Annotated in this window: 23 protein-coding genes; 12 read left to right on the top strand and 11 right to left on the bottom strand. The window is 66.5% G+C overall.

Annotation, left to right across the window (positions count from 1 at the left end; translation table 11 throughout):
• Positions 1–35: 35 nt before the first annotated feature.
• The 9 genes from QRM96_RS04360 to QRM96_RS04320 form a co-directional block, all read right to left on the bottom strand.
• Positions 36–386, bottom strand: a complete 351-nt coding sequence (locus QRM96_RS04360) for a cupin domain-containing protein (protein ID WP_285318545.1) — start codon at positions 384–386, stop codon at positions 36–38.
• A gap of 136 nt (positions 387–522) precedes the next feature.
• A complete protein-coding gene (locus QRM96_RS04355) occupies positions 523–909 on the bottom strand; it encodes a VOC family protein (RefSeq protein WP_018762275.1) in 387 nt (128 codons plus the stop codon).
• A 244-nt stretch (positions 910–1,153) separates the two neighbouring features.
• Entirely contained in the window at positions 1,154–1,477 is a 324-nt protein-coding gene (locus tag QRM96_RS04350) for a hypothetical protein (protein WP_285318542.1), read from the bottom strand.
• A 63-nt stretch (positions 1,478–1,540) separates the two neighbouring features.
• A complete protein-coding gene (locus QRM96_RS04345; RefSeq protein ID WP_285318540.1) occupies positions 1,541–2,134 on the bottom strand; it encodes a DUF7010 family protein in 594 nt (197 codons plus the stop codon).
• 62 nt (positions 2,135–2,196) lie between these two features.
• Positions 2,197–2,541, bottom strand: coding sequence for an iron chaperone (locus QRM96_RS04340; RefSeq protein ID WP_285318538.1), 345 nt, complete (start codon positions 2,539–2,541; stop codon positions 2,197–2,199).
• Between the two features lie 7 nt (positions 2,542–2,548).
• Positions 2,549–3,016 (bottom strand): SRPBCC family protein, encoded by a 468-nt coding sequence (locus tag QRM96_RS04335; RefSeq protein ID WP_285318536.1) that lies wholly within the window; start codon positions 3,014–3,016, stop codon positions 2,549–2,551.
• 31 nt (positions 3,017–3,047) lie between these two features.
• Positions 3,048–3,965: a 2-hydroxyacid dehydrogenase gene (locus tag QRM96_RS04330; RefSeq protein WP_285318534.1), complete on the bottom strand. Its 918-nt coding sequence runs from the start codon at positions 3,963–3,965 to the stop codon at positions 3,048–3,050.
• Positions 3,962–4,744, bottom strand: a complete 783-nt coding sequence (locus tag QRM96_RS04325) for a DeoR/GlpR family DNA-binding transcription regulator (RefSeq protein WP_109863974.1) — start codon at positions 4,742–4,744, stop codon at positions 3,962–3,964. The genes QRM96_RS04330 and QRM96_RS04325 overlap by 4 nt, the downstream gene beginning before the upstream one ends.
• A gap of 70 nt (positions 4,745–4,814) precedes the next feature.
• Complete coding sequence (locus QRM96_RS04320) at positions 4,815–5,957, bottom strand: Gfo/Idh/MocA family protein (RefSeq protein ID WP_285318533.1); 1,143 nt, start codon at positions 5,955–5,957, stop codon at positions 4,815–4,817.
• Positions 5,958–6,093: 136 nt separating this feature from the next.
• On the opposite strand from QRM96_RS04320, the gene QRM96_RS04315 reads away from it, so the two are divergent.
• From QRM96_RS04315 to QRM96_RS04275, 9 genes are all read left to right on the top strand, one after another.
• Positions 6,094–6,999 carry a PfkB family carbohydrate kinase gene (locus QRM96_RS04315; protein ID WP_285318531.1) on the top strand — a complete coding sequence of 302 codons (906 nt, stop codon included), beginning with the start codon at positions 6,094–6,096 and terminating at the stop codon, positions 6,997–6,999.
• A 31-nt stretch (positions 7,000–7,030) separates the two neighbouring features.
• Positions 7,031–7,915: an aldolase gene (locus tag QRM96_RS04310; RefSeq protein ID WP_285318529.1), complete on the top strand. Its 885-nt coding sequence runs from the start codon at positions 7,031–7,033 to the stop codon at positions 7,913–7,915.
• Positions 7,916–8,009: 94 nt separating this feature from the next.
• Positions 8,010–9,299, top strand: coding sequence for an ABC transporter substrate-binding protein (locus QRM96_RS04305; RefSeq protein WP_018762265.1), 1,290 nt, complete (start codon positions 8,010–8,012; stop codon positions 9,297–9,299).
• The gene (locus tag QRM96_RS04300) at positions 9,296–10,252 is read left to right on the top strand and encodes a carbohydrate ABC transporter permease (RefSeq protein ID WP_285318528.1); all 957 of its coding nucleotides are present in this window, start codon (positions 9,296–9,298) and stop codon (positions 10,250–10,252) included. The genes QRM96_RS04305 and QRM96_RS04300 overlap by 4 nt, the downstream gene beginning before the upstream one ends.
• 4 nt (positions 10,253–10,256) lie before the next feature.
• Complete coding sequence (locus QRM96_RS04295; protein WP_018762263.1) at positions 10,257–11,072, top strand: carbohydrate ABC transporter permease; 816 nt, start codon at positions 10,257–10,259, stop codon at positions 11,070–11,072.
• A 59-nt stretch (positions 11,073–11,131) separates the two neighbouring features.
• A complete protein-coding gene (locus QRM96_RS04290; RefSeq protein WP_018762262.1) occupies positions 11,132–12,571 on the top strand; it encodes an NAD-dependent succinate-semialdehyde dehydrogenase in 1,440 nt (479 codons plus the stop codon).
• Positions 12,572–13,315 (top strand): sulfite exporter TauE/SafE family protein, encoded by a 744-nt coding sequence (locus QRM96_RS04285; protein ID WP_018762261.1) that lies wholly within the window; start codon positions 12,572–12,574, stop codon positions 13,313–13,315.
• 50 nt (positions 13,316–13,365) lie between these two features.
• Positions 13,366–14,613, top strand: a complete 1,248-nt coding sequence (locus QRM96_RS04280) for an AGE family epimerase/isomerase (RefSeq protein ID WP_018762260.1) — start codon at positions 13,366–13,368, stop codon at positions 14,611–14,613.
• Between the two features lie 100 nt (positions 14,614–14,713).
• Complete coding sequence (locus QRM96_RS04275; protein ID WP_018762259.1) at positions 14,714–15,955, top strand: MFS transporter; 1,242 nt, start codon at positions 14,714–14,716, stop codon at positions 15,953–15,955.
• A gap of 72 nt (positions 15,956–16,027) precedes the next feature.
• Here the strand turns inward: QRM96_RS04275 and QRM96_RS04270 are convergent, their stop codons facing one another.
• Together QRM96_RS04270 and QRM96_RS04265 are read right to left on the bottom strand one after the other, a co-directional pair.
• Positions 16,028–16,363 (bottom strand): cupin domain-containing protein, encoded by a 336-nt coding sequence (locus QRM96_RS04270; protein ID WP_018762258.1) that lies wholly within the window; start codon positions 16,361–16,363, stop codon positions 16,028–16,030.
• Between the two features lie 10 nt (positions 16,364–16,373).
• Positions 16,374–17,417, bottom strand: a complete 1,044-nt coding sequence (locus tag QRM96_RS04265; RefSeq protein ID WP_285318525.1) for a helix-turn-helix transcriptional regulator — start codon at positions 17,415–17,417, stop codon at positions 16,374–16,376.
• Positions 17,418–17,504: 87 nt separating this feature from the next.
• Here QRM96_RS04265 and QRM96_RS04260 point away from each other — a divergent pair, with 87 nt between their 5' ends.
• From QRM96_RS04260 to QRM96_RS04250, 3 genes are all read left to right on the top strand, one after another.
• Positions 17,505–17,912, top strand: coding sequence for a DUF1304 family protein (locus tag QRM96_RS04260; protein WP_026264716.1), 408 nt, complete (start codon positions 17,505–17,507; stop codon positions 17,910–17,912).
• Positions 17,913–18,037: 125 nt separating this feature from the next.
• Positions 18,038–18,793, top strand: coding sequence for an ArsR/SmtB family transcription factor (locus QRM96_RS04255; RefSeq protein WP_285318524.1), 756 nt, complete (start codon positions 18,038–18,040; stop codon positions 18,791–18,793).
• Positions 18,794–18,866: 73 nt separating this feature from the next.
• Positions 18,867–20,171, top strand: coding sequence for a hemolysin family protein (locus QRM96_RS04250; RefSeq protein WP_133832466.1), 1,305 nt, complete (start codon positions 18,867–18,869; stop codon positions 20,169–20,171).

Here is a 20,171-nt window from a genome sequence, read left to right as displayed (position 1 = left end):
CGATCCCGGCACCTGCGGCAAAGCCCGGACAAGCTTTACGGCATGGGCGCGCCGATGATATCCACCGAGATTTCGACCGCCGGCACCACTCCCCGGTTCTCCAGCCAGTGCAGGGTGTTCCGGTCCTCCGGCCAGCCCACGCCCGGCCCGTACTCCGTGGCAACCCCGTCCCGGTGGTCGGTGATGATCCCCGAGAGGACATAGACAGTGCCAGGCCGGCCTGCATGGTCATGGAGGGGGCCGAACACTCCACCGGGCTCGATGGTCACCATCCGCATCCGCAACTGGCGCCCTTCCATCCCGTCGATCTCGCCGGCAAGGTCGACCGCAGCCAGCAACTCCACCGAGACGCCAGCGGTCTTCGGTGCCACCTCCTCGACGCTCATCGCGCCCCTTCCCACAACCTCAATCTGCGGCGGCGCCGGCCCTGCCCCTGCCGGGGCACCCGGGTGCAGGTGCTTCCGGCGGCGGGTGCCGGCGTCGTCCTTAATGTGCCGGGCCTGCGACAGCGGGCCACGGCGTTCAACGGGGCAGCGATGAAATGTTCAGAATGTTGCCCTCACTGTCCAGGAACCAGGCGGCGTCGCCCATTCCCTCCATCGAGGCGATGCCGTTCTCTGTCTTCAGTCCGGGCATGTCGTACTCCTCGAAAACGACGCCCCGGCCGCGCAGTTCCTCGACGTCGCGCCGTACGTCATCGGTTCCCCACCCTATCTGCGTGTTCTTGGCCGAGCCTGCGTTGTCCGTTTGGTAAATCAGGAACGCGGTACCCTTCCCGCACCGGTACACGAGCCCGCCGTCACTCATGGTCCGCTCGGGCTCCAAACCCAGCTTGTCCCGGTAGAACTCCCGTGCCCGGTCAATGTCCTTTGCCGGCAATACAGCCATGACTTCCAGATCTTTGAGCATGACAACAACTCTCCTTGCCACTTTTCCTGATGGCGATGCTCTCCCCCGAATCGGCCCGGCCGTCCCCCGCCGGGCCTCGTGGCCGTCCTTCCCGCCGAATGCCGGGGCGGCCACCTGGAGCTCCCTGATCCGCGGTGGCAGAAGCCATCGGCACGGGGTTCCCGAAGTCTACGAGGCCATTATGGAACTGTTCGTCCCCGCATGGAATAGGGGTTTTATTGCGGGTGGGGCAGCGGCAGTGCAGCTATTTCCGGGCCGCCGAGATGGCCCTGCGGGCCGCCCTGCCTGCCACGGCCACCAGGGGAACCAGGCATGCCAGGACGGCGATGGTGTTGGGGCGGAACGCCGCCCTGCCATTGACTGTCCGGTACACCCCCAAGGGCAGGACGAACCCGCCGCCGCCTCCACCTGATGCACCTTTCTCCGATTCCATGCCTCCACCGAAGCCGAAGGAGACCAGCGCCACGGGCACGATCTCCTCCCCGCCGAGGGTGACCGTCGTGCCGTAGGCGCGGGCCACGCCCATGTTCTTGAAGGTGTCCACCAGGGACGCGAAGGTGCCAGGCATGGGTTCAGGATAGGCGCCGCTGTGGACGGGCCGGCAGGTCCTTTGGTCCTGCCACAGCGTTCCTCACCGCTTCGCAGGCGTTCCTGCCCGCCGAAGCTTGGAGAAGGCTCCGAGGCTGTAGGCAAGCAGGACCAGCGCCATGGCCACTCCGGCGGTCGCCGCCGCCGACGCCGCGCCCGGTTCCGTCCCGCTCAGCAGGCCTATACCGCCAATCGCTGCGAGCAGTCCGCCCAGAAGGTAGAACATGGGCTCCTTGAAGGCCCACGCGAACGGCAGGAAATGGAGGCCGACCACCAGTGCGATCAGCGCCGGACGCAGCGCCAGCGCGCCTCGGGCGTCAAGCAATGAACTACCGGCCGCTATCAGCGCGAATTCAACCACCACGCACAGGACATAGACCGCGATGTGTCTGCCGCGGGGTGGCACGAAGGGTCCCAGGAAACGTGGCCTGGCGAAGAGGAACCACAGGCTGGCGCCCACAGCCCCGAGGACCAGGACGCGCGCGGCGCCGGACAATAGGTCCGCAAACCCGGGCGTGTAGGAGAACACGAAGAGGCATGCACCCCCAAGGCCAAGCAGGGCTCCCGTACGGCGGGGATCAACAAACCGCGGAGGTCCATCAGCCGGCAAAGAGGTTGTCCGCTTAAGTAAAGTCACTGGATAATTTTCGCAGAGACCCTCCCGTTGCGGAACCAACCGACGTCCTTAACTGCAGGGTTTCACTTCCGGATTTCCGCCAGCCGCAGCCTGACGATGTCCGCTACGACGTCGTCCGGCACCGGCCTGGCTGCGCTGAAGCGGATGGTTCCCTTGGACAGCGAGTAGCCCTCCAGGCGTCCGGCCACCGCCTCCACCACGGCCGAGGAGAATGGAAAGATCGAAAGGTGCTTGGCCGCGGCCACGGCAGCCACCAGCGGCTTGCCGTCGACCTTGAGGGCCGGCATCCCGTAGCTCAAGCCCTCGGTGGCGTCCGGGGCCACGGACCGGGCAATCTCCACCACATGCCGGAGGCAGCCGCGGCCCGGTTCATCCGTCGCGGCCAGGGCATCATCCACGACGCCCATGGAGCGATCAGCCCTTCCGGGCGGCGACCGTGGCTGCGAGCGCCGCGAGGCCGCGCTCAAAGTCGCCGCCCACCAGCTTGTCCATGTTCATGAACAGGGCAAAGACCTTACCGAGCCCTTTGTTCTCCCCGGTCATCAGCCACGTCACCTCGGTGCCGCCAGGAGCCGGGCTGAACGTGAACGTCGTGGGGTTCAGGGCCTTGAACGGCTTGGTGAATTGCAGCCGGATCCCTATGCGGCTCGGAGGCACCGACTCCACGATCTCCATGGTTCCGCTGCCGGCCTTGCGGTTCCCGTTCCACTCATAGCCTGCGCCGGCCCCTGATTCGCTGCCGAAGTAGCGGCGGCTCATGCCCGGATCGACCGCCTCCCAGGGGGACCAGGCGGTCCATTCGTGGAAGTTGTTCACCAGCGGAAAGATCTCCTCGGCAGAGGCAGGGATGACCGCGCTGCGGCGGACTTCGAAAGTAGACATGGGCCAAGCATAGGGCCGCAGGCCGCCGGCGTTAAGGGAGGACCACGTTGACGGGTTCGCGGCCCTCGAGCAGCAGTCCGATCTGCTTCCTGACCAGGCGAACCATGCGGGGGAACATGGCCGAGCTGGCGCCGCCCACGTGCGGAGTGATGAGCACTCCGGGGGTGGTCCACAGCGGGTGGCCGGCGGGCAGCGGTTCCGGATCCGTGACGTCCAGGGCGGCGCGGAGCCTGCCGGTTGCAGTCTCGGCCAGCAGCGCGTCGGTGTTGGCCACAGGGCCGCGGGCCACGTTCACCAGCAGGGCGCCGTCCGGCATGGCGGCGAGGAACTTGGCGTCCACAAGGTGCTCTGTTTGCCCGTTGAGGGGAACACTGACCACTACGATCTCGTGCAGCGGCAGCTGTTCGTAGAGAGAGTCGATCCCGTGGATGGTTCCGCCACCGTCCTCGCGTGAACGGCTGGCCATCCGGGTGACCTCGGCTTCGAACGGGAGGAGCCGGGCCTCGATGGCCTTGCCGACTCCCCCGTAACCCACCAGCAGGACGCGCCGGTCCGCCAGGCTGGGGCGCTGGCTGTTGTCCCATGTGCTGTTGTCCTGGTTCCGGACAAAGTCCGGGATGCCTCGCTGGGACGCGATCATCATGCCCACGGCGAGCTCCGCCGTCGAGGTCTCATGGACTCCGGCCGCGTTGGCAAAGGTGACACCGCCGGGCAGGATGCCCGCTACGCCGTCGTACCCGATGGACTGGCTCTGCACCAGGCCTACGTCCACGCCTGCCAGCGCGGCGAGCGCGGACGGCTTGCCCATGTAGGGCGGCACCAGGAGGTCCAGCCGGCCCTCGGGGGCGGGGCCCGCGAGGTCCCAGAGCACAAACTCGACGCCGTCCACCGGGGCGAGTGCGTCCAGCAGGTCTTGGGCGGGCAGGCAGACGCGCAGGCGGGCGCTCATGCGGCGACCATCAGCTTGACGTTGGCGGCGCCCAGGGCATCCTCGATTTCCTGCGGCGGCGGGGCATCCGTCACCAGGATGTCCACCGCATCAAATGCTGCCAGCCGCGCCAGCGCATACCTGAGCATCTTCTGGTGCGTTGCCACCACCACTACCTGTTCCGCCGAATTCATAAGGGCGATCTTAGTGGCGCGCTCCACGTCGCGTTCGATGTAGAAGGCCTCATCGTGGATACCGGTCACCCCGATGAACGCCGTCTTGGCGCGCAAACCTGCAGCCGCGCTCACGGTCATGGGACCGTTGAACGCCTGGCTGTCCAGCAACAGTTCCCCGCCGAGGCAGATGGTGCGCGCCTCGGTCAGCTGCAGGCAGCGCTGGATGGCCGGGGCCGAGTGGGTGATGATGGTCCCCCTGAAGGACGTGGGCAGTTCCTGGGCGATCTGGTACGTGGTGGTACCGGCGTCAAGGATGATGGCGTCCCGTTCGCTGATCATCGACACACAGGCCCGTGCGACCCGGAGCTTGGCGTCTGCGTCCTCCCGGACCCGGGCGGCGAAGTCGGCGTTCTGGCCGTGCCCGTCCACGGCACTGACCCCGCCGTGGACCACCCGGGCCAGGCCCCGCTTGGCCAGCACCCGGGTGTCCCGCCGCACGGTCATGTCGGAGACTGCGAACGTCCCCGCGAGGTCGTTCGTGGAAATGAAGCCTTTCCGTCCCAACTCATCGAGGATGGTGCGCTGGCGCGGCGTCAGCGGCGCCTCTCCATGTGCTGTGCTCATAAGCTGCTTATCCCTCCCCAATGCGCCGGGCAGAGCCTGGCGGCGTGTTGGACTTCCAACACAAATCTTCTTATGAACGTACCCCGGAAGCCGCATTCGCGAGCTCCACGGGGCGTCCTTCCGTAATAGAACGTTCCGCTGCCAGGCCCATCCGCACGGACTGCAGGCCGTCGGCAACAGTCACCTCTACGGGGCCTTCGCCCAGGATTGCCTTCCGGTATTGAAGGTGCTCGTAGTACGTGGAGCCGTGGTGGGCGCCGGCGGCGAGGACCGCCTCATCCACCGGCACGTCATGCTTCAGGGGGCCCAGCGGGGACCGGGGGCTGAATTCCACGGTCGCCTCGGCTTCGTCGCCGGGGATCCAGTGGTTGGCCGCCACCGGGATGAGGGTTTCGATCTTGGCGGCGTCGCCCACGATGGAGATCCGCTCCTGGAACTTTGACCCTTCGGCGAACATGGACAGCTCCAGCATGGCCCGCCGGCCTCCCTTGAAATCGACGATGACGTAGGCGTTGTCCACCATGTCCGGGACCTTGCCGTCGTACACCTCGTCCATATGGTTGACGTCGTGGCCGCCGCTGGCGTAAATCCGGACGGGCTCGTCCTGGAGGATCAGGCGCATCAGGTCGAAGAAGTGGCAGCACTTCTCCACCAGGGTGCCGCCCGTCCGCTCGGCGAAGCGGTTCCAGGAATCCACCTTGTGCAGGAACGGGAAGCGGTGTTCCACGATGGAAAGCATGTAGATGTTCCCAAGCTTTCCGGTGTGTGCCGCCTGGATAACCTCCTGGACCGGCGGCATGTACCGGTACTCCATGGCAACCCACACCGGTGCCGGGTAGCCCGCGGCGAGGACTTCGAGCTGGTCCGCCTGTTCTGCGCTGGTGCATACGGGCTTTTCGACCAGGACCGGGAGGTTGGTGCCGCTGGCGAAGATGTCCTTCAGGATGCCCAAGTGGGTGTCGTTGGGGCTGGCAATCACCAGCGCGTCAACCATTCCCGAGGCCAGCAGTTCCTGGTGGGAGGTGAAGAGTTGCACGTCGTAGCCGATTTCCTTGGCAGTCTCGTCGAGGGATGACGGCGTGGGGTCTGACACTGCGGTGATCCGGCTCCCGGGGATCAAGGCGAGGTTCCTGACATGTTCGCGGGCCATGTGGCCTGCCCCGATGAGTCCGTACCGGATGGTCCGGACAGATTCCGCAGTAGGCAATGACATGAGCTGCTCCGTTTCTCTACGTTGAGTGGGGGGTGCGGCGTTGCATCCCAAACACAACTATACAGAAAGTGTTGTTTTTCCAACATAGCGTGTGTATATTTCTTCAATACCAGCCGGAACTACAACGAGGTGGAACGTGCCCCAACCGTCAACTGGACCCCTGCTCTTCGTAGGCTGCGCCACTCTTGACTCCATTGCCCTGGTGCAGGATTACCCCGCTGCGGACAGCCGGACCGTGGCCACGGATTTCGCGACGGCGGGCGGCGGCCCTGCAGCCACGGCAGCCGTCGCAGCAGCACGGGCGGGGGCGGATACCGCCTTCGCCGGCGTCCTCGGCACCGACGAAGAAGGCGACCGCATCATTTCCGGGCTGAAAGCCGAAGGCGTGGACACCTCCGCCGTGATCCGCGATCGCGGCGTCAAGACCGGCGCCAGCGTGATCATCGTCAGCAAGGCAACCGAGAGCCGGGCCATCGTCACCAGGCCCGTGCCGCCGGTCAGGTTCCCTGCGGGCAGCCGCTTCTTCGACCTGCTGGCATCCGCCGCCTGGGTCCATGCCGACCACTTGGGATGGAATGCCGTCGCAGGTGCCCGCTCCGGATCGCTGAACATCAGCGTGGACGCCGGCAATCCCATCCCATCCTTTAGCCCCCGCGGCATCGCACTCTACGTACCTACCGTGGAAAGGCTCCAGGCAGAGTACGGCGCCGGGCACTCCCCCGGAGCCCTCCTGCGCAAAGCGCTCGACGACGGCGCCGCGGCCGTCGTGGCCACCGCCGGCTCAGACGGCGCCTGGGTCCTGGAACACGGAGGGGATCCCGTCCACGTACCGGCCACGCCGGCGGACATCGTTTCCACCCTCGGCGCCGGCGATGTCTACCACGGCGCGCTCCTCGCAGCCGTTGCCGCAGGCCTGCCGTTGGTGGACGCCGCCGCATTCGCCGGCCGCACCGCCGCAGCATCCTGTGCCGGGCTGGACGGCCGCTCTGCCATCCCCCGCCAGGCCATCACCACCGAATTCGCCTCCAACCACCATTCCTGACCCAACCCGCCCAGCTGAAAGTAGCCAGCCCATGAACCATGCAGACCTCTCCCCGCTCCAACGGCCCTCAGGCGCCTTTGCGATGCTCGCCGTTGACCAGCGCGAAGCCATGCGCAACATGTTCGCAGAGCACACCGACCAGCCCGTCACGGACCAGGACCTCCGGGACTTCAAGCTCGAGGCGGCCCGCATCCTGACCCCTTATGCCTCCGGCGTCCTCATCGACCGCCAGTTCGCCCTGGACCAGGCCATCGAGGCAGGCGTGGTGGACCCCGGCTGCGGGCTGATCGCCTCCGCCGACCACTTTGAACCCGCCCACGGCGAACTGGTGGGCGAAGTGACCATCGACCGCCTGGTGGATCCGCACAAATACGCCGCCCTCGGCGTCAAGGCCCTGAAGCTGCTGGTGCTCTACCGCCCGGACGAACCCGCCGAGGGCCGCGTGGCCATGGTCCGCGAGTTCGTGGACAGCTGCCGGTCCGCGGGGCTGATCAGCATCATCGAACCCGTCTCCCGCAAGCCCCTGGCCGGCGGCGACTTTGACTGGAACGCGGGCATCCTGGCCGCTGCCAAGGAACTGGGCAGCCTGGGTGCCGACTTGTACAAGGCCGAGGTCCCGTTCCACGGCCAGGCTTCGGAAGCTGACGTCCGCGATGCCTGCGCCGAGCTCACCAAAGCCATCGACGGCCCGTGGGTGGTCCTCTCCTCCGGTGTTCCCGAAGACGTCTTCCCGGACGCCGTCCGGTGGGCCTGCCTCGAAGGTGCCAGCGGCTTCCTCTCCGGACGCGCAGTCTGGGCTTCCTGCATCGGCGCTCCCGACGTCGTCGAATCCCTCTCCACCGACGCCGTCCGCAGGCTGCAGCGCCTTTGCGCCGTGGTGGACGACGTCGTGTCCGCCCAGAGGACCAACGCCTAGGCAGTTCTCCCGCACCACAAGCACCGTCACGGGGCCCGGCCCCTCTCAGCAGCAAGCAAACAAGGCACAGCAAACACTCAACGAGGAGATTATTGTGAGTCAGATTTCACGCCGGCAGGCAGTCGCCCTTCTCGGGGCCCTGGGCTTCGGCGCCGCCGCGGCAGCGTGCGCCGGGCCCGGCGGTTCCACAAAGCCGGGAGGGGCAACCGGTCCGTCGGCACCCGCCACCGGAGCCGTCACCGGCAAGGTGTCCTTCGCCCACTGGCGCGGCGAGGACAAGGCCGTATTCGACGAACTCATCAAGCGCTTCGTGGCACAACACGACGGCGTGGAAATTGCCCAGGACATCTCGACCTCCAACGACTACAACGCCCAGGCACTGCAGAAGCTTCGCGGCGGCTCCATCGGCGACGCGTTCGCCACCTTCCGCGGCTCCCAGTTTAAGAACTTCACCGAGGCCGGGGTGTACACCGACCTCAAGGGCAGCAAAGCCGTAGGCAACTACCAAAAGGGACTCCTGTCCGCCGGGCAGAGCGGCGACAACCAGCTCGGCCTGCCCTACCAGGTGGTCTTCCCCATGCCCATGGCCAACCTGGACCTCTTCGACAAGGCCGGTGCAGAAACCTCGCCCAAGAACTGGGACGCCTTCCTGGGCATGTGCGAAAAACTCGCCGCCTCCGGGGTCATTCCCATCTCCTGGCCGGGCGGCGACGTCGGAAACGGCGGCCAGCTGTTCAACTGCATGATCGCCAACAACGCCCCCGTGGACGACATGTGCGCCCAGATCGAGCAGGGCAAGCTCAAGTGCACGGACGACTGGTTCCTCAAGATGCTGGGCCAGTACAAGGACCTGAAGCCCTTCGTGCAGCCCAACGCCACCGGCACCGCCGTTGAACCGGCCCAGAACCTGTTCTCCCAGGGCAAGGCCGCCATGCTCGCCACCGGCTCCTACCACCTCGCCGCGGTCCGCGGACTCGGTGCCAAGTTCCCGATCGACCTGGTGTTCCCCAACACCACCTCCGACGGCAACGGCAAATACGAGGGCGCCTACAACGCCACCTTCATCCTGGGCGTCAACTCCGCCAGCAAGAACCAGGCGGCCGCGGCGGCATGGATCGATTTCCTCTCCGAGCCCGAGAACGCCGGATACTACGCCAACCAGACTGCCCAGCACGTCTCCGTGGACAAGGTGGAGTACACCAACCCGGACCTGAAGCGCCTCAGTCCCTGGCTGCAGAAGAAGACGGCACTCGCCGCCCGCTTCCAGTTCAATAACCTCGATGTCCGCAACGCGGTGGAGGCCAGCGCCACGGCCGTCATTTCCGGCACCAGCCCGGAGCAGGCAGCCGCTGCCGCCCAGAAGATTGTTGACGAACGGCTATGAGCATCCATCCGGGAACGGCTGCCCGGCGGAAGGCCCCGGACAACCACACCCCCGACAACCCTGCCAAGGTGCGCCGCCGCTCTCCCACACGGGTGAATCCGGCCCTGTACCTTTTCCCGCTGCCCGCAGTCGCCGTCGTCGCTTTCTTCCTGGTGATGCCGACGCTGCAGGCGTTCCAGTACGCCATCACGGACTGGAACGGATTCTCCGCGGCGTTCAATTATGTGGGCGTGGACAACTTCGTCCGGGCGTTCACCAAGGACTCGCTGTTTACGAACGCGCTGACGAACAACCTGAAGTTCGTGCTGCTGGTGGTGATCGCCCAGACAGCGTTCTCGCTGGTCCTGGCCCTGCTGCTGACCAAGAACTCGCGGGGCAGCATCCTGCTGCGGGCACTGTTCTTCTTCCCCACCATCCTGTCCTCCGTCTCGGTGGCCTTCATCTGGAAGTTCATCTACGACCCCAACTTCGGCCTGGCCAACTCCGTCCTCCGAACCGTCGGGGTGGAGGGTGGAGCCTACCTCGGCAACGACGCCCAGGCTTTGTACTGGGTGGCCGTCACCCAGGTCTGGTTCCATTCGGGCCAGATGATGGTGGTCTACATCGCCGGGCTGCAGGCCATCCCCAAGGAACTCTACGAAGCGGCGGAGATGGACGGCGCCAGCAAATGGCAGCAGTTCAAATCCATCACCTGGCCGTTCGTGGCCCCGGCCACCTCCATCGTGGTGGCTTACACCACCGTGCAGTCCTTCAAGGCCTTCGACCTGATTCTTGGCATCGCCGGCAACCCGCCCAAGGCAGCCCTGGATATCCTTTCCACCCGCATATACAGCACCTTTGCCAACTCGGAGTTCGGCTACGCCGCCGCCCAGTCGATTATCTTCATGGCGATGATCGCCCTGGTCACCTGGCTGCAGCGCCGGTTGCTCCGGCTCACCCCGAAGGGGGACTAGCAGCATGCTCGCAACACTAAGCCGCCGCGCCATCCTGGCCATCTACGCGGTCATCATCATCATTCCGCTGACAGTGGTGGCGTTCGGCAGTTTCAAGTCCACCCAGGAACTGTTCGCCGGCCCGTTCAGCCTTCCGCATTCACTCGCCCCGGATAACTTCGTCGAGGTGGTGGGCGGCCAGAACCTGGGTTCGTCCTTCATGAACAGCGTGATCGTTACCGGCGTTTCGGTGCCGTTGACCTTGTTCGTGGCCAGCCTGGCCGGCTACGCAGTGTCCCGGTTGAAGGGGTTCATGTCCTGGGCCATCTTCGGATTCCTGGTCCTGGGCATGGCCATCCCGGCACAGGCCAACATGGTGCCGCTCTACGTCCTCTTTGGCAGGCTGGGCTTGCTGGACAACCTGGCCGGCCTGATCCTGGCCAACGTCGTGTCCACGTTGCCCATTGCCGTCTTCATCCTGGGCGGGTTTATGCGGACCTTGCCCAAGGAACTCTATGAAGCTTCCTCCATCGACGGCAGCGGGCCGTGGAAGACCTACGCATCCATCGCCCTGCCGCTCTCCGCACCGTCGATCGCCGCGGCCGCCATCTTCCTGTTCGTCATCCACTGGAACGAGCTCCTCTACCCGCTGTTGTTCATCCAGTCCCCCGGCAACCGGACCCTGCCACTGGCATTGCTCAGCTTCCAAGGTGAGTTCCAGACCAATTACCCGCTGCTGTTCGCCGGCGTGATCCTGGCTTCCCTGCCGGTGGTGGTGGCCTACGTCTTCCTGCAGCGCTACTTCGTTGCCGGCATCACGGCAGGGGCAAGCAAGGGATGAGTACAACGACGACGCGCGGCACCGGCGGTGCCCTCACGGCCCAACGAAAGGCTCCTTCCATGAACCTCACATCAGCCCGGCACCTTGTCAACGGCACCTGGCACACTGCCGGAACCGCAAGGGACGTGACTGATCCGGGCAACGGCAGCACCGTGGGCGAGGTCGCCTGGGGCTCGGCCGGGGACGCCACCAAGGCCGCCGACGCCGCCGCCGAGGCCTTCGGCAGCTGGTCCCGCACCACCGCCCGCCACCGGGCAGACCTGCTCCGCAACGCGGCGGGGCTGTTGGCGGAACGCCGCGACGAAATCGCGCACACGCTGGCACTCGAGGCAGGCAAGAGGCTTCCCGAAGCGCAGGGCGAGGTGGACTTCTCGGTGGAGTACTTCCGCTGGTTCGCCGAGGAGGTCCGCCGCGCCACCGGCACCATCAGCCCACCTGAACTCCGGGGGCGCCGCCACCTCAGCAACCGCAAGCCCGTCGGTGTGGCCCTCAGCCTCACCCCGTGGAACTTCCCCGTCTCCATCCAGGCCCGCAAGCTCGCCGCGATGCTCGCCGCCGGGTGCACCGTGGTGGGCAGGGTGTCCGAGAAGGCCCCGTTGGCTGCGACCGGCCTGTTCGAAGTCCTGAATGACGCCGGTTTTCCCGCCGGCGTGGTGAATCTGGTCCATGGCCCTTCCCGCGAAATCACCGCGGCGCTGATGGCCCACCCGGCGGTCCGTGCCGTAAGTTTCACCGGTTCCACGGGCGTGGGCCGGCAGGTCATGGCGTCGGCCTCCGAGCGCGTGGTCCGGCCCCTGCTGGAACTCGGCGGCAACGCACCGTTCATCGTCTTCGAGGACGCGGACCTTGACGCGGCCGTTGACGGCGCCGTCCTGGGCAGGCTCCGCAACACCGGCCAGTCCTGCGTGGCCGCCAACAGGTTCCTGGTCCAGGACAGCGTCGCCGACGAGTTCGCAAGGAAGCTGGGCGCCCGCTTTGACGCGATGACCATCGGTCATGGCGTTCCCGACGGCGGCGCGCAGGTCCCGGACCTGGGCCCGGTCATCGATGCCGACAGGGTGTCCGCCGTACAGGCGCTGGTGGACGACGCCCTGGGCCGGGGCGCCCGCCGCGTCACCCAGCGCACGGCGGTCCCTGGCGGGGGTGCGTTCATGGCGCCCACCCTGCTTGCCGATGTTCCGGACGACGCACTGTTGGTGACCGAAGAGGTGTTCGGCCCGGCCGCCGGCGTCGTCACCTTCTCCTCGGAGGAGGACGCCATCCGGAAGGCGAACGCCACCGAGATGGGCCTGGCCGCTTACGTGTGGAGCGGCAGCCCGAAGCGCGGCTGGGAGATCCCGGAGCAGCTTGAGGCCGGCATCGTCGGCGTGAACGACCCCCTGCCGTCCGTTGCCTTCGCCCCGATGGGCGGCGCCAAACAGTCAGGGCTGGGACGGGAAGGATCGAGCTTGGGCCTCGAAGAGTTCGAAGAGGTCCAGTACGTGGCCTGGAGACCGTAAATGCTGACCACCGGGCTGGTCCTCGGGGCCGTCGTCATGGGTGCCGGGATGCAGCGGATCACCGGGATGGGCTTCGCGCTGGTGGCGGCCCCGTTCCTGGTCCTGCTCCTGGGCCCGGTGGAAGGCGTGGTGCTGGTGAATGTGTGCGGTGCGGTGACGGCAGGAGCCATTATCTTCCGGGTGCTGCGCGACATCGACTGGAAGCGCTACGTGTTTCTTGCTGCCTCTGCCCTGCTCGGCATCATTCCGGCGGCCTTCCTGATCCGCCTGATTCCAGCGCCGGTGCTGGAGATCTCCATCGGGGTGCTCCTCGCGGCCGGGCTGACTGTTCTGCTGGCACTGAAGTCCGCCACGCTGCCGTCGCGCCGGCGCTACCTGCTGGCCGCCGGCGGCCTCAGCGGATTCATGAACACTGCCGCCGGGGTGGGCGGGCCCGCCGTCAGCATGTACTCGATCGCCACCAATTGGCAGCATAAGTCGTTCGCTGCCACCATGCAGCCGTACTTCTTCACGATCGGTACGTTCTCACTCATCTCCAAGGCCATCACTGCCCCCGCGACCTTCCCCGTGATGCCATTGGGCATGTGGGGTGCCGTTGCCGTCTCCTGCCTGGCCGGGCTGGTGCTCGGCGACGTCGCCTCGAAATTTGTTCCGGCCCGGGCAGCACAGAAACTCCTGGTGGTCCTGGCCTATCTGGGAGCGGCTGCCACGATTGTCCGCGGCGTTCTTGAAGCCGCCGGCTGACGCAATATTTTCTACCTACCACGCAACTGAGAGAACTGAGAGGACATGACATGACGTGGCTGAACAGCGCCGCCCACGCACGATGGCTTGAGGCGGAAACCGACCGGTTGGTCCGTTTCGCCGAGGCCTCCAAGGTCGCCACCGGATTCGGCTGGCTCGACAACTACGGCAAGGTATTCGCCGACAAGCCAACCCACCTGTGGATCACCGCGCGGATGACGCACAGTTTCGCCGTCGCCGCCCTGATGGGACGGCCGGGAGCGGCCACGCTCGTGGACCACGGAATTGCCGCCCTCAACGGCGTCCTCCACGACGACGAGTTTGGCGGTTGGTACGCGGAGGTGGACCAGGACGGTCCGGTGGACGACACCAAGTCCGGCTACCAGCACTCCTTCGTGCTCCTGGCCGCGGCAAGCGCCGTCGCGGCCGGTCGACCCGGAGCGCGGGAGCTGCTGGATGAAGCGCTGCAGGTCGCCGACACGAAGTTCTGGGACCACGAGGCCAACATGTGCTTCGACTCGTGGAACCGGGACTTCACGGAAACCGAGGCATACCGCGGCGGCAACGCCAGCATGCACTCGGTGGAGGCCTACCTCATCGTGGCTGATGTGACCGGGGAGAACAGGTGGCTCGAACGGGCCCTGCACATCGCCGAGGTGCTCATCCACCGGTTTGCGCGCAACAACAATTACCGGGTGTTCGAGCACTTCGACCCGGACTGGAACCCCATGCCCGAGTACAACACCGATGACCGCGCCAGCCAGTTCCGCGCCTACGGTGGAACCCCTGGCCACTGGGTGGAGTGGGCGCGGCTGCTCCTCCACCTCCGTGCCGGGCTTGAGGCCCGCGGCCTGGACGTCCCGGAGTGGCTCCTCGAGGATGCACGGGGCTTGTTCGATGCCGCCATCCGTGACGCCTGGCAACCGGACGGCCATCCGGGCTTTGTCTACACAGTCGACTGGGAAGGCAAACCCGTTGTCACCACCCGCATCCGGTGGGTACCAGCGGAAGCGATCGGCGGTGCGGCCGCCCTGTACATTGCCACGGGCGAGCAACAGTACGCGGACTGGTATGAGCGGATCTGGGACCACGCCCGCGACTGGTTCATCGACTACGAGCACGGTTCCTGGAAGCAGGAACTCGACGAGAACGGCAATGTCACCTCGACGGTGTGGTCCGGCAAGGCGGATATCTACCACCTGTGGCACTGCCTCGTAGTCCCGCGCCTCCCGCTGGCGCCCGGACTGGCTCCAGCGGTCGCGGCCGGCTTGCTGGACGCACGCCTGAACACGCCGTAACCGGCGCGGAGCAGGGGGTTCGATCCTGTAAATTTAAGGGAGGAATTTGTCCGGCCAGCGAGCCGCTTTCCAACCCCACCCCTTGAATGGACGCACCCCCATGCCTTCCGCGATTTCCGCGCCGTCCCCTGCCCGTTTTCCCTATGCCGCCATGGCGGTGCTGGCCACCATAGCCTTCACTGCCATCACCACGGAGCTGCTGCCGTCAGGGCTCCTTCCGCAGATCAGCTCCGGCCTCGGCGTGTCCGAGCCCGTGGCCGGCTACCTCGCCGCCGCGTACGCCGCCGTCATTGTTGTCACCGTGGTTCCGGCGGCGCGGCTCCTGGGGAAAATTCCACGGCATGCGCTGCTCGTCGCGTTGGTCCTGACGTTCGCGCTGAGCAACGCCATGGTGGGGATGGCGCCGGACTTCACCTCGGCGATGATCGCCAGGTTGGTGGGTGGACTGGCGCACGGACTGCTCTGGACCACCATGGCGCCGTTCGTGGCCCGGGTGGTCCCGGCGGACAAGGTGGGCAAGGCCTTGGCCATCGTGTTCAGCGGCAACAGCCTGGGGTTGGCCATCGGGGCTCCGGTGGGCACCGCCCTAGGCGGGTTCCTGGGATGGCGGGCAGCGTTCCTGGTGCTGGCCGGCTTTGGGCTGGTCCTCACCGTCCTCGCGTTCTGGCTGCTCCCCCGGGTCCGCCGCATTACCGACGCGGCCCGGCCCTCGCTTCGGAAGGCTATTGGCCAGCCCGGAGTAAAGTCCGTGGCCGTCGCCTGGCCGCTGCTCGTGTTGGCCCACTTCGCTCTCTTTACCTACATCGCACCCTTCATCCGCGAGGCGCACCTGCCGGACTACGCCACCAGCCTCTCCCTGACCGTGCTGGGCGGCTCTGGCCTGCTGGGCATCTGGATTGCCGGGCTGACCGTGGATTCGCGCCCGCGCCGGTCCCTGATCGTGACGACGGCGGCCATCGCCGCGTCGATGTTTTTACTCCCCCTGGCGGTAGGAAACCTCCCCGTCACCCTGGTGCTGATGACGGTCTGGGGGGCCGGCCTCGGGGCAATCGGCATCTACAACCAGTCGGCGATCCTCCGGGCCGGCGGTGAATACAGCGAGGCCGCCAACGGGCTGACCGTGCTGACCATCCAGCTGGGCATCACCGTTGGTGCCCTGTACGGTTCGGCCGCCCTGGTGGTGGGCGGCGCGCTGCTGGTCCCCGCCGCGGCGGCGATCCCGGTGGTTGCCGCGTTGCTGATCACCTTTGCCGGGAAGAGGTACGCCTATCCGCCGGGCCCGCGGGAGCGGATCTGGCTGGAGCCACGGCCGGTGAAGGAAAGCGTCACCGACCGTTCCTGACAAACCTGCTTCGAGTGCTCCGTACCAGTCGTTTTCAGCGCCCGGAACGACAACGGCGGAGCAGTCGATGGGTCAGTCGCGGTGCTTGGCCACGGTGAACAGGAAGGTGGAGTCTTCTTCGGCCGTCAGGCTGTGCAGGCCGGGCGGGACGATCAGCAGGTCCCCCGCCTTGCCCTGCCAGGAGTCTCCACCCGCGGTCAGCCGGATGCAGCCGCGGATCACGAACACCGTGGCGTCGCCGGGGTTCTTGTGTTCGCTCAACCGGGTTCCGGCCGCCATCGCCATCACGGATTGCCGGAGGATTTTCTCGTGGCCGCCGTAAACGGTATCGGCGGCACGACCGTTGGGGGATGCGAGCGCTGCCTCAAGCTGCTGGCGCGCCAAGGCGTCGACCGATATCTTCTGCATGCGCCCAAGGCTACCCAGTTGCCGTCAGCCTGGCGACCAGTTCCCCGCGGCTGCCCACCCCCACTTTGTCGAAGATGGATTTGAGGTGGTCGTGGACGGTGTGCGGCGAGATGAACAGATGCCGGGAGATATCAGCGTCCGGGCTGCCTGCGATGAGTTCCAGGCAGACTTCCTGTTCCCTCGGGGTGAAGCCGTAGGCAGCCAGGAGGAGGGTCAGCAACTGGCCGGTGGTGGCCGGCTCCACCGTGACCACCATCTGTCCGGGATCGTCCCCGGTGAGGAGCCGGCTGGCCTGAAGGACCACCCAACCGGCGTCGAGGTCCCGCATCCGGGTCCGCGCCGTCCCGGTGCGTGACGCCTTTGCCTGTTCCACCACGGCGTACAGCACCATGCTGAACCGGCCCGGAGCCGCGTCTTCGAGTGCCTGGAGCCACGTGGTGGCGGCCGGGGTGGCGGCCCGCAACTCACCACGATCGCCGGCGAGGACGATGATCGGGCCCCCATGCTGGTGCCAGACCGCGTGGTGGGCGCGGGTGGCGATGCGGGTTGCGGCGGCGAGCGTGCCAGTAACCGCTGCCAGGAATTCCATCTCCCGGTCGCTGAAGTCGACCGCCCCATTACGGAACAGGCTGCCCACTCCCCAGCACGACTGGTCCACGCGGAACGCGCCGCGCAGTTCATGCACCAGTCCCAGCGGGCGCAAGAGGTCATTGATCCGGATGCTGCCGGCCACCGCGGGGCCAGGCGCATCCGAAATCCGAGCCACCGGGCGCGGACGCCCCATCAACTGGGCAAAGGTATTCGGCTCGTTCCCTTGATACTCGGATTGGGCGAACCGGACGGCGTACTCGTCGGTGACGGGCCAGGGCCGCCAGTTGGTGACCGAATTCATCACCATCGTGTCGGGGTCCACGCCGGCCCAGCAGGCCTGGTCGAACGGCACCGACTGCCGCACCAGTGCCAGGGCGGCGGCATAGAGGGCGGACAAGTCCAGTCCGTCTGTGGCCAGCGCGGCGATCTCCCGCCGGGCGCGCTCAGCGCGTTCCTCCCACATAGGTTCAGTATCCGGCTCCCCGGGTTCCCGTGGAATCCCCCAATCCGGGGATGGTGCGCTACAGTGCCGCGGCCCTACCCTTCCGGCATGAACATCATGTCCCAGGTCTTTGCGGTGATGGCCGTGGCCATCTACGTGGGCGTCTTCCCGGTGGAGAGTTTCCTGCTCTTGCGCAGCAGGTGGGCGCAGAAGTTCCTCAGCACGCCGCCGGAGAACGTGCCCGCGGTGATGATGTGGGCCATCCCCACCGGGTACAAGAACCTGGTGGTCGCGCTGGGCCTGGCGGCCGGGCTGGTGGCGGTCAACATCGGCGAAACCGTGGTGGGGTACACGTTGGTTGTGTATTGCTGCCTGAACATGGTCCTCACCGCCCCCACCATGCTGCTGGCCGACCTGCAGGGCCACTACCCGAAGCGGTGGGAGAGCGTCCCGGGGACCCTTGCCGCCACCCTTCCCGCCCTGCTCACCTTGCTCTTCCTCCCCCTGGGGCCCTAGGCGACCCGGCCGCCGGGGTTCCGCACGCGCGGCTGACGGCGAGGAACCCGCCACGCGGCTCCCGGCTCGAGCCAACTGCGTAAAACCCTTGATAGGTGACTATTTAGTCACCTATCATTGGCGGTATGGACGACGTGTTCAAAGCACTCTCCGACCCCACCCGCCGGGACCTGCTTGATGAGCTGTTCCGCGAGGACGGCCAGACCCTGAGTGCGCTTGAGGCGCGGTTCAGCATGACCCGCTTCGGCATCGCCAAGCATCTGCGCATCCTGGAGGATGCAGGCCTGGTGGCCACCCGCCGTCGGGGCCGGGAAAAGCTGCACTTCCTCAACCCGGTGCCCATCCGCCTGGTCCACGACCGCTGGGTCAGCAAATACGCAGAACCATGGGCCGCTGCCCTCAGCGACCTCAAATCCAGATTGGAAACTCCCATGGAAAAGATCTTCGAGATTTACATCAAGACCACGCCGGAACGGCTCTGGGAAGCCATCACCGACAGTGACATCCGCAGCAAGTACCAATTCGGAAACACCATGGAGTCCGACTGGACACCCGGTGGCAAGTTCGTGATGGGCAACCCCAAGGCCGGGGAGGCCCTGGGCGAGGGCGAGAACCTGGAGGTGGATCCGCCGCGCCGCCTGGTCCAGGCCATGCGGGCGCTCTGGGGCGAGGACGTCAAGGCCGAGGGCACGTCTAAAATCACCTGGGAGATCGAACCGGTAGGCGACGACTCCTGCCACCTCACCGTTACGCACAGCGACCTGCGCGAAGGGGCCAACGAACAGCTCTACGGCGGCTGGCCGATGATCCTCTCCGGCCTGAAGACCTGGCTGGAAACCGGTGAGAAGCTCACCACCCCCGGTTCGCTGATGTACACCTAGCGACGACAACCGCCCGGCAGCCCGCACTGGAGCTCCGCGTCCACGCGGCCACCCGCGGGTCTAAGGTCAACTCATGGACAGCGGCACCCTGGTCAACATCGCTCTGGTTCTCAGTTTCGTTCTGCTGGGCGGAGTCTTTGCCGCAGCGGAAATGGCCCTGGTGTCCCTGCACGAGGGCCAGATCCGCCGCATCGAAAAGTCCGGCGAGTCAGGGGTCCGGACCGCCGCCCTGGCGCGGAATCCCAACCGGTTTCTCTCCACGGTCCAAATCGGGGTGACCCTGGCCGGGTTCTTCTCGGCAGCGTACGGCGCCTCGGCGATCGCGCCCGTCGTCGTGCCCCTCCTGGAAGCCCTTGGGCTCGGGGCCGCCGCCGGGCCGGCGTCGTTCGTTGGCATGACGCTGCTGGTGGCCTACCTGTCCTTGGTCCTGGGCGAGCTGGCACCCAAGAGGCTGGCCCTGCAAAACCCCGTCGCCCTGACCAGGATCCTGGCTCCGCCGCTGATCACCCTTTCCAGGGTTATGCGGCCGGTCATCTGGCTGCTGTCCGTCTCCACCGATGCGGTGGTACGGCTGTTCGGCGGCGACCCGCATGCCAAACGGGCAAGCATCACGTCGGAGGAGCTGTGGGACATGGTGGCGGAAAGCGAGGCCCTTGAGGAAAGCAACCGCCACATCCTGGCCGATGTGTTCGGCGCCGGCGACCGGACCCTGCAGGAGGTCATGCGTCCCCGCACGGAAGTGACCTTCATCAACGGGACCACAACGGTCGCTGCCGCCCGCGAAATGGTCAGGGACGGCCCCTACTCCCGGTTTCCGGTGATTGGCCGGACCCCCGACGACGTCCTGGGCTTCGTCCATATCCGCGACCTGATGCCCCGGGGCGAGGCGCAGGACCAGGCGCCGGTGAGGGATATTGCCCGGACCATCCTGGCCATGCCGGGAACCAACAGGGTCCTTCCGTCGCTGTCCCGGATGCGCAAGACCAACCAGCACATTGTCTTGGTGGTGGACGAATACGGCGGCACCGACGGTGTGGTCACGCTCGAAGACCTCGTGGAAGAACTCGTGGGCGAGATCTATGACGAGTACGACACCGGCGCCGAACACGAGGACCGTGTCACCGTTGCCAACGGGTCCATCGAGGTGGACGGCGGCCTGATCCTGCAGGAGTTCACGTCAGCCTCCGGAATCGAATTGCCCGAGGGACGCTATGAGACGGTGGCAGGCTTCATGATGTCCCGCTTGGGGCGGCTGGCGCAGGCCGGTGACCGGGTGCAGGTCCCGGGGTACGTGCTGACGGTCCTCAGCATGGACAAGCTGCGGATTGCACGGGTCCGGGTCACCCCGGTGACGCCGCCGTCGGGTGCCGGCGGGTAA

The organism is Pseudarthrobacter sp. lyk4-40-TYG-27, assembly GCF_030209295.1.
Lineage (GTDB): Bacteria > Actinomycetota > Actinomycetes > Actinomycetales > Micrococcaceae > Arthrobacter.
The sequence above is the reverse complement of the archived record's forward strand: the minus strand, read 5'-3'. Positions and strand labels throughout refer to the sequence as shown.

Bases quoted from the DNA above. Each gene is read 5' to 3' on its own strand.
- QRM96_RS04360 (WP_285318545.1), bottom strand. From the start codon at position 386: ATGAGCGTCGAGGAGGTGGCACCGAAGACCGCTGGCGTCTCGGTGGAG.
- QRM96_RS04355 (WP_018762275.1), bottom strand. From the start codon at position 909: ATGCTCAAAGATCTGGAAGTCATGGCTGTATTGCCGGCAAAGGACATT.
- QRM96_RS04350 (WP_285318542.1), bottom strand. From the start codon at position 1,477: ATGCCTGGCACCTTCGCGTCCCTGGTGGACACCTTCAAGAACATGGGC.
- QRM96_RS04340 (WP_285318538.1), bottom strand. From the start codon at position 2,541: ATGGGCGTCGTGGATGATGCCCTGGCCGCGACGGATGAACCGGGCCGC.
- QRM96_RS04335 (WP_285318536.1), bottom strand. From the start codon at position 3,016: ATGTCTACTTTCGAAGTCCGCCGCAGCGCGGTCATCCCTGCCTCTGCC.
- QRM96_RS04330 (WP_285318534.1), bottom strand. From the start codon at position 3,965: ATGAGCGCCCGCCTGCGCGTCTGCCTGCCCGCCCAAGACCTGCTGGAC.
- QRM96_RS04325 (WP_109863974.1), bottom strand. From the start codon at position 4,744: ATGAGCACAGCACATGGAGAGGCGCCGCTGACGCCGCGCCAGCGCACC.
- QRM96_RS04320 (WP_285318533.1), bottom strand. From the start codon at position 5,957: ATGTCATTGCCTACTGCGGAATCTGTCCGGACCATCCGGTACGGACTC.
- QRM96_RS04310 (WP_285318529.1), top strand. From the start codon at position 7,031: ATGAACCATGCAGACCTCTCCCCGCTCCAACGGCCCTCAGGCGCCTTT.
- QRM96_RS04300 (WP_285318528.1), top strand. From the start codon at position 9,296: ATGAGCATCCATCCGGGAACGGCTGCCCGGCGGAAGGCCCCGGACAAC.
- QRM96_RS04295 (WP_018762263.1), top strand. From the start codon at position 10,257: ATGCTCGCAACACTAAGCCGCCGCGCCATCCTGGCCATCTACGCGGTC.
- QRM96_RS04290 (WP_018762262.1), top strand. From the start codon at position 11,132: ATGAACCTCACATCAGCCCGGCACCTTGTCAACGGCACCTGGCACACT.
- QRM96_RS04285 (WP_018762261.1), top strand. From the start codon at position 12,572: ATGCTGACCACCGGGCTGGTCCTCGGGGCCGTCGTCATGGGTGCCGGG.
- QRM96_RS04280 (WP_018762260.1), top strand. From the start codon at position 13,366: ATGACGTGGCTGAACAGCGCCGCCCACGCACGATGGCTTGAGGCGGAA.
- QRM96_RS04275 (WP_018762259.1), top strand. From the start codon at position 14,714: ATGCCTTCCGCGATTTCCGCGCCGTCCCCTGCCCGTTTTCCCTATGCC.
- QRM96_RS04270 (WP_018762258.1), bottom strand. From the start codon at position 16,363: ATGCAGAAGATATCGGTCGACGCCTTGGCGCGCCAGCAGCTTGAGGCA.
- QRM96_RS04265 (WP_285318525.1), bottom strand. From the start codon at position 17,417: ATGTGGGAGGAACGCGCTGAGCGCGCCCGGCGGGAGATCGCCGCGCTG.
- QRM96_RS04260 (WP_026264716.1), top strand. From the start codon at position 17,505: ATGAACATCATGTCCCAGGTCTTTGCGGTGATGGCCGTGGCCATCTAC.
- QRM96_RS04255 (WP_285318524.1), top strand. From the start codon at position 18,038: ATGGACGACGTGTTCAAAGCACTCTCCGACCCCACCCGCCGGGACCTG.
- QRM96_RS04250 (WP_133832466.1), top strand. From the start codon at position 18,867: ATGGACAGCGGCACCCTGGTCAACATCGCTCTGGTTCTCAGTTTCGTT.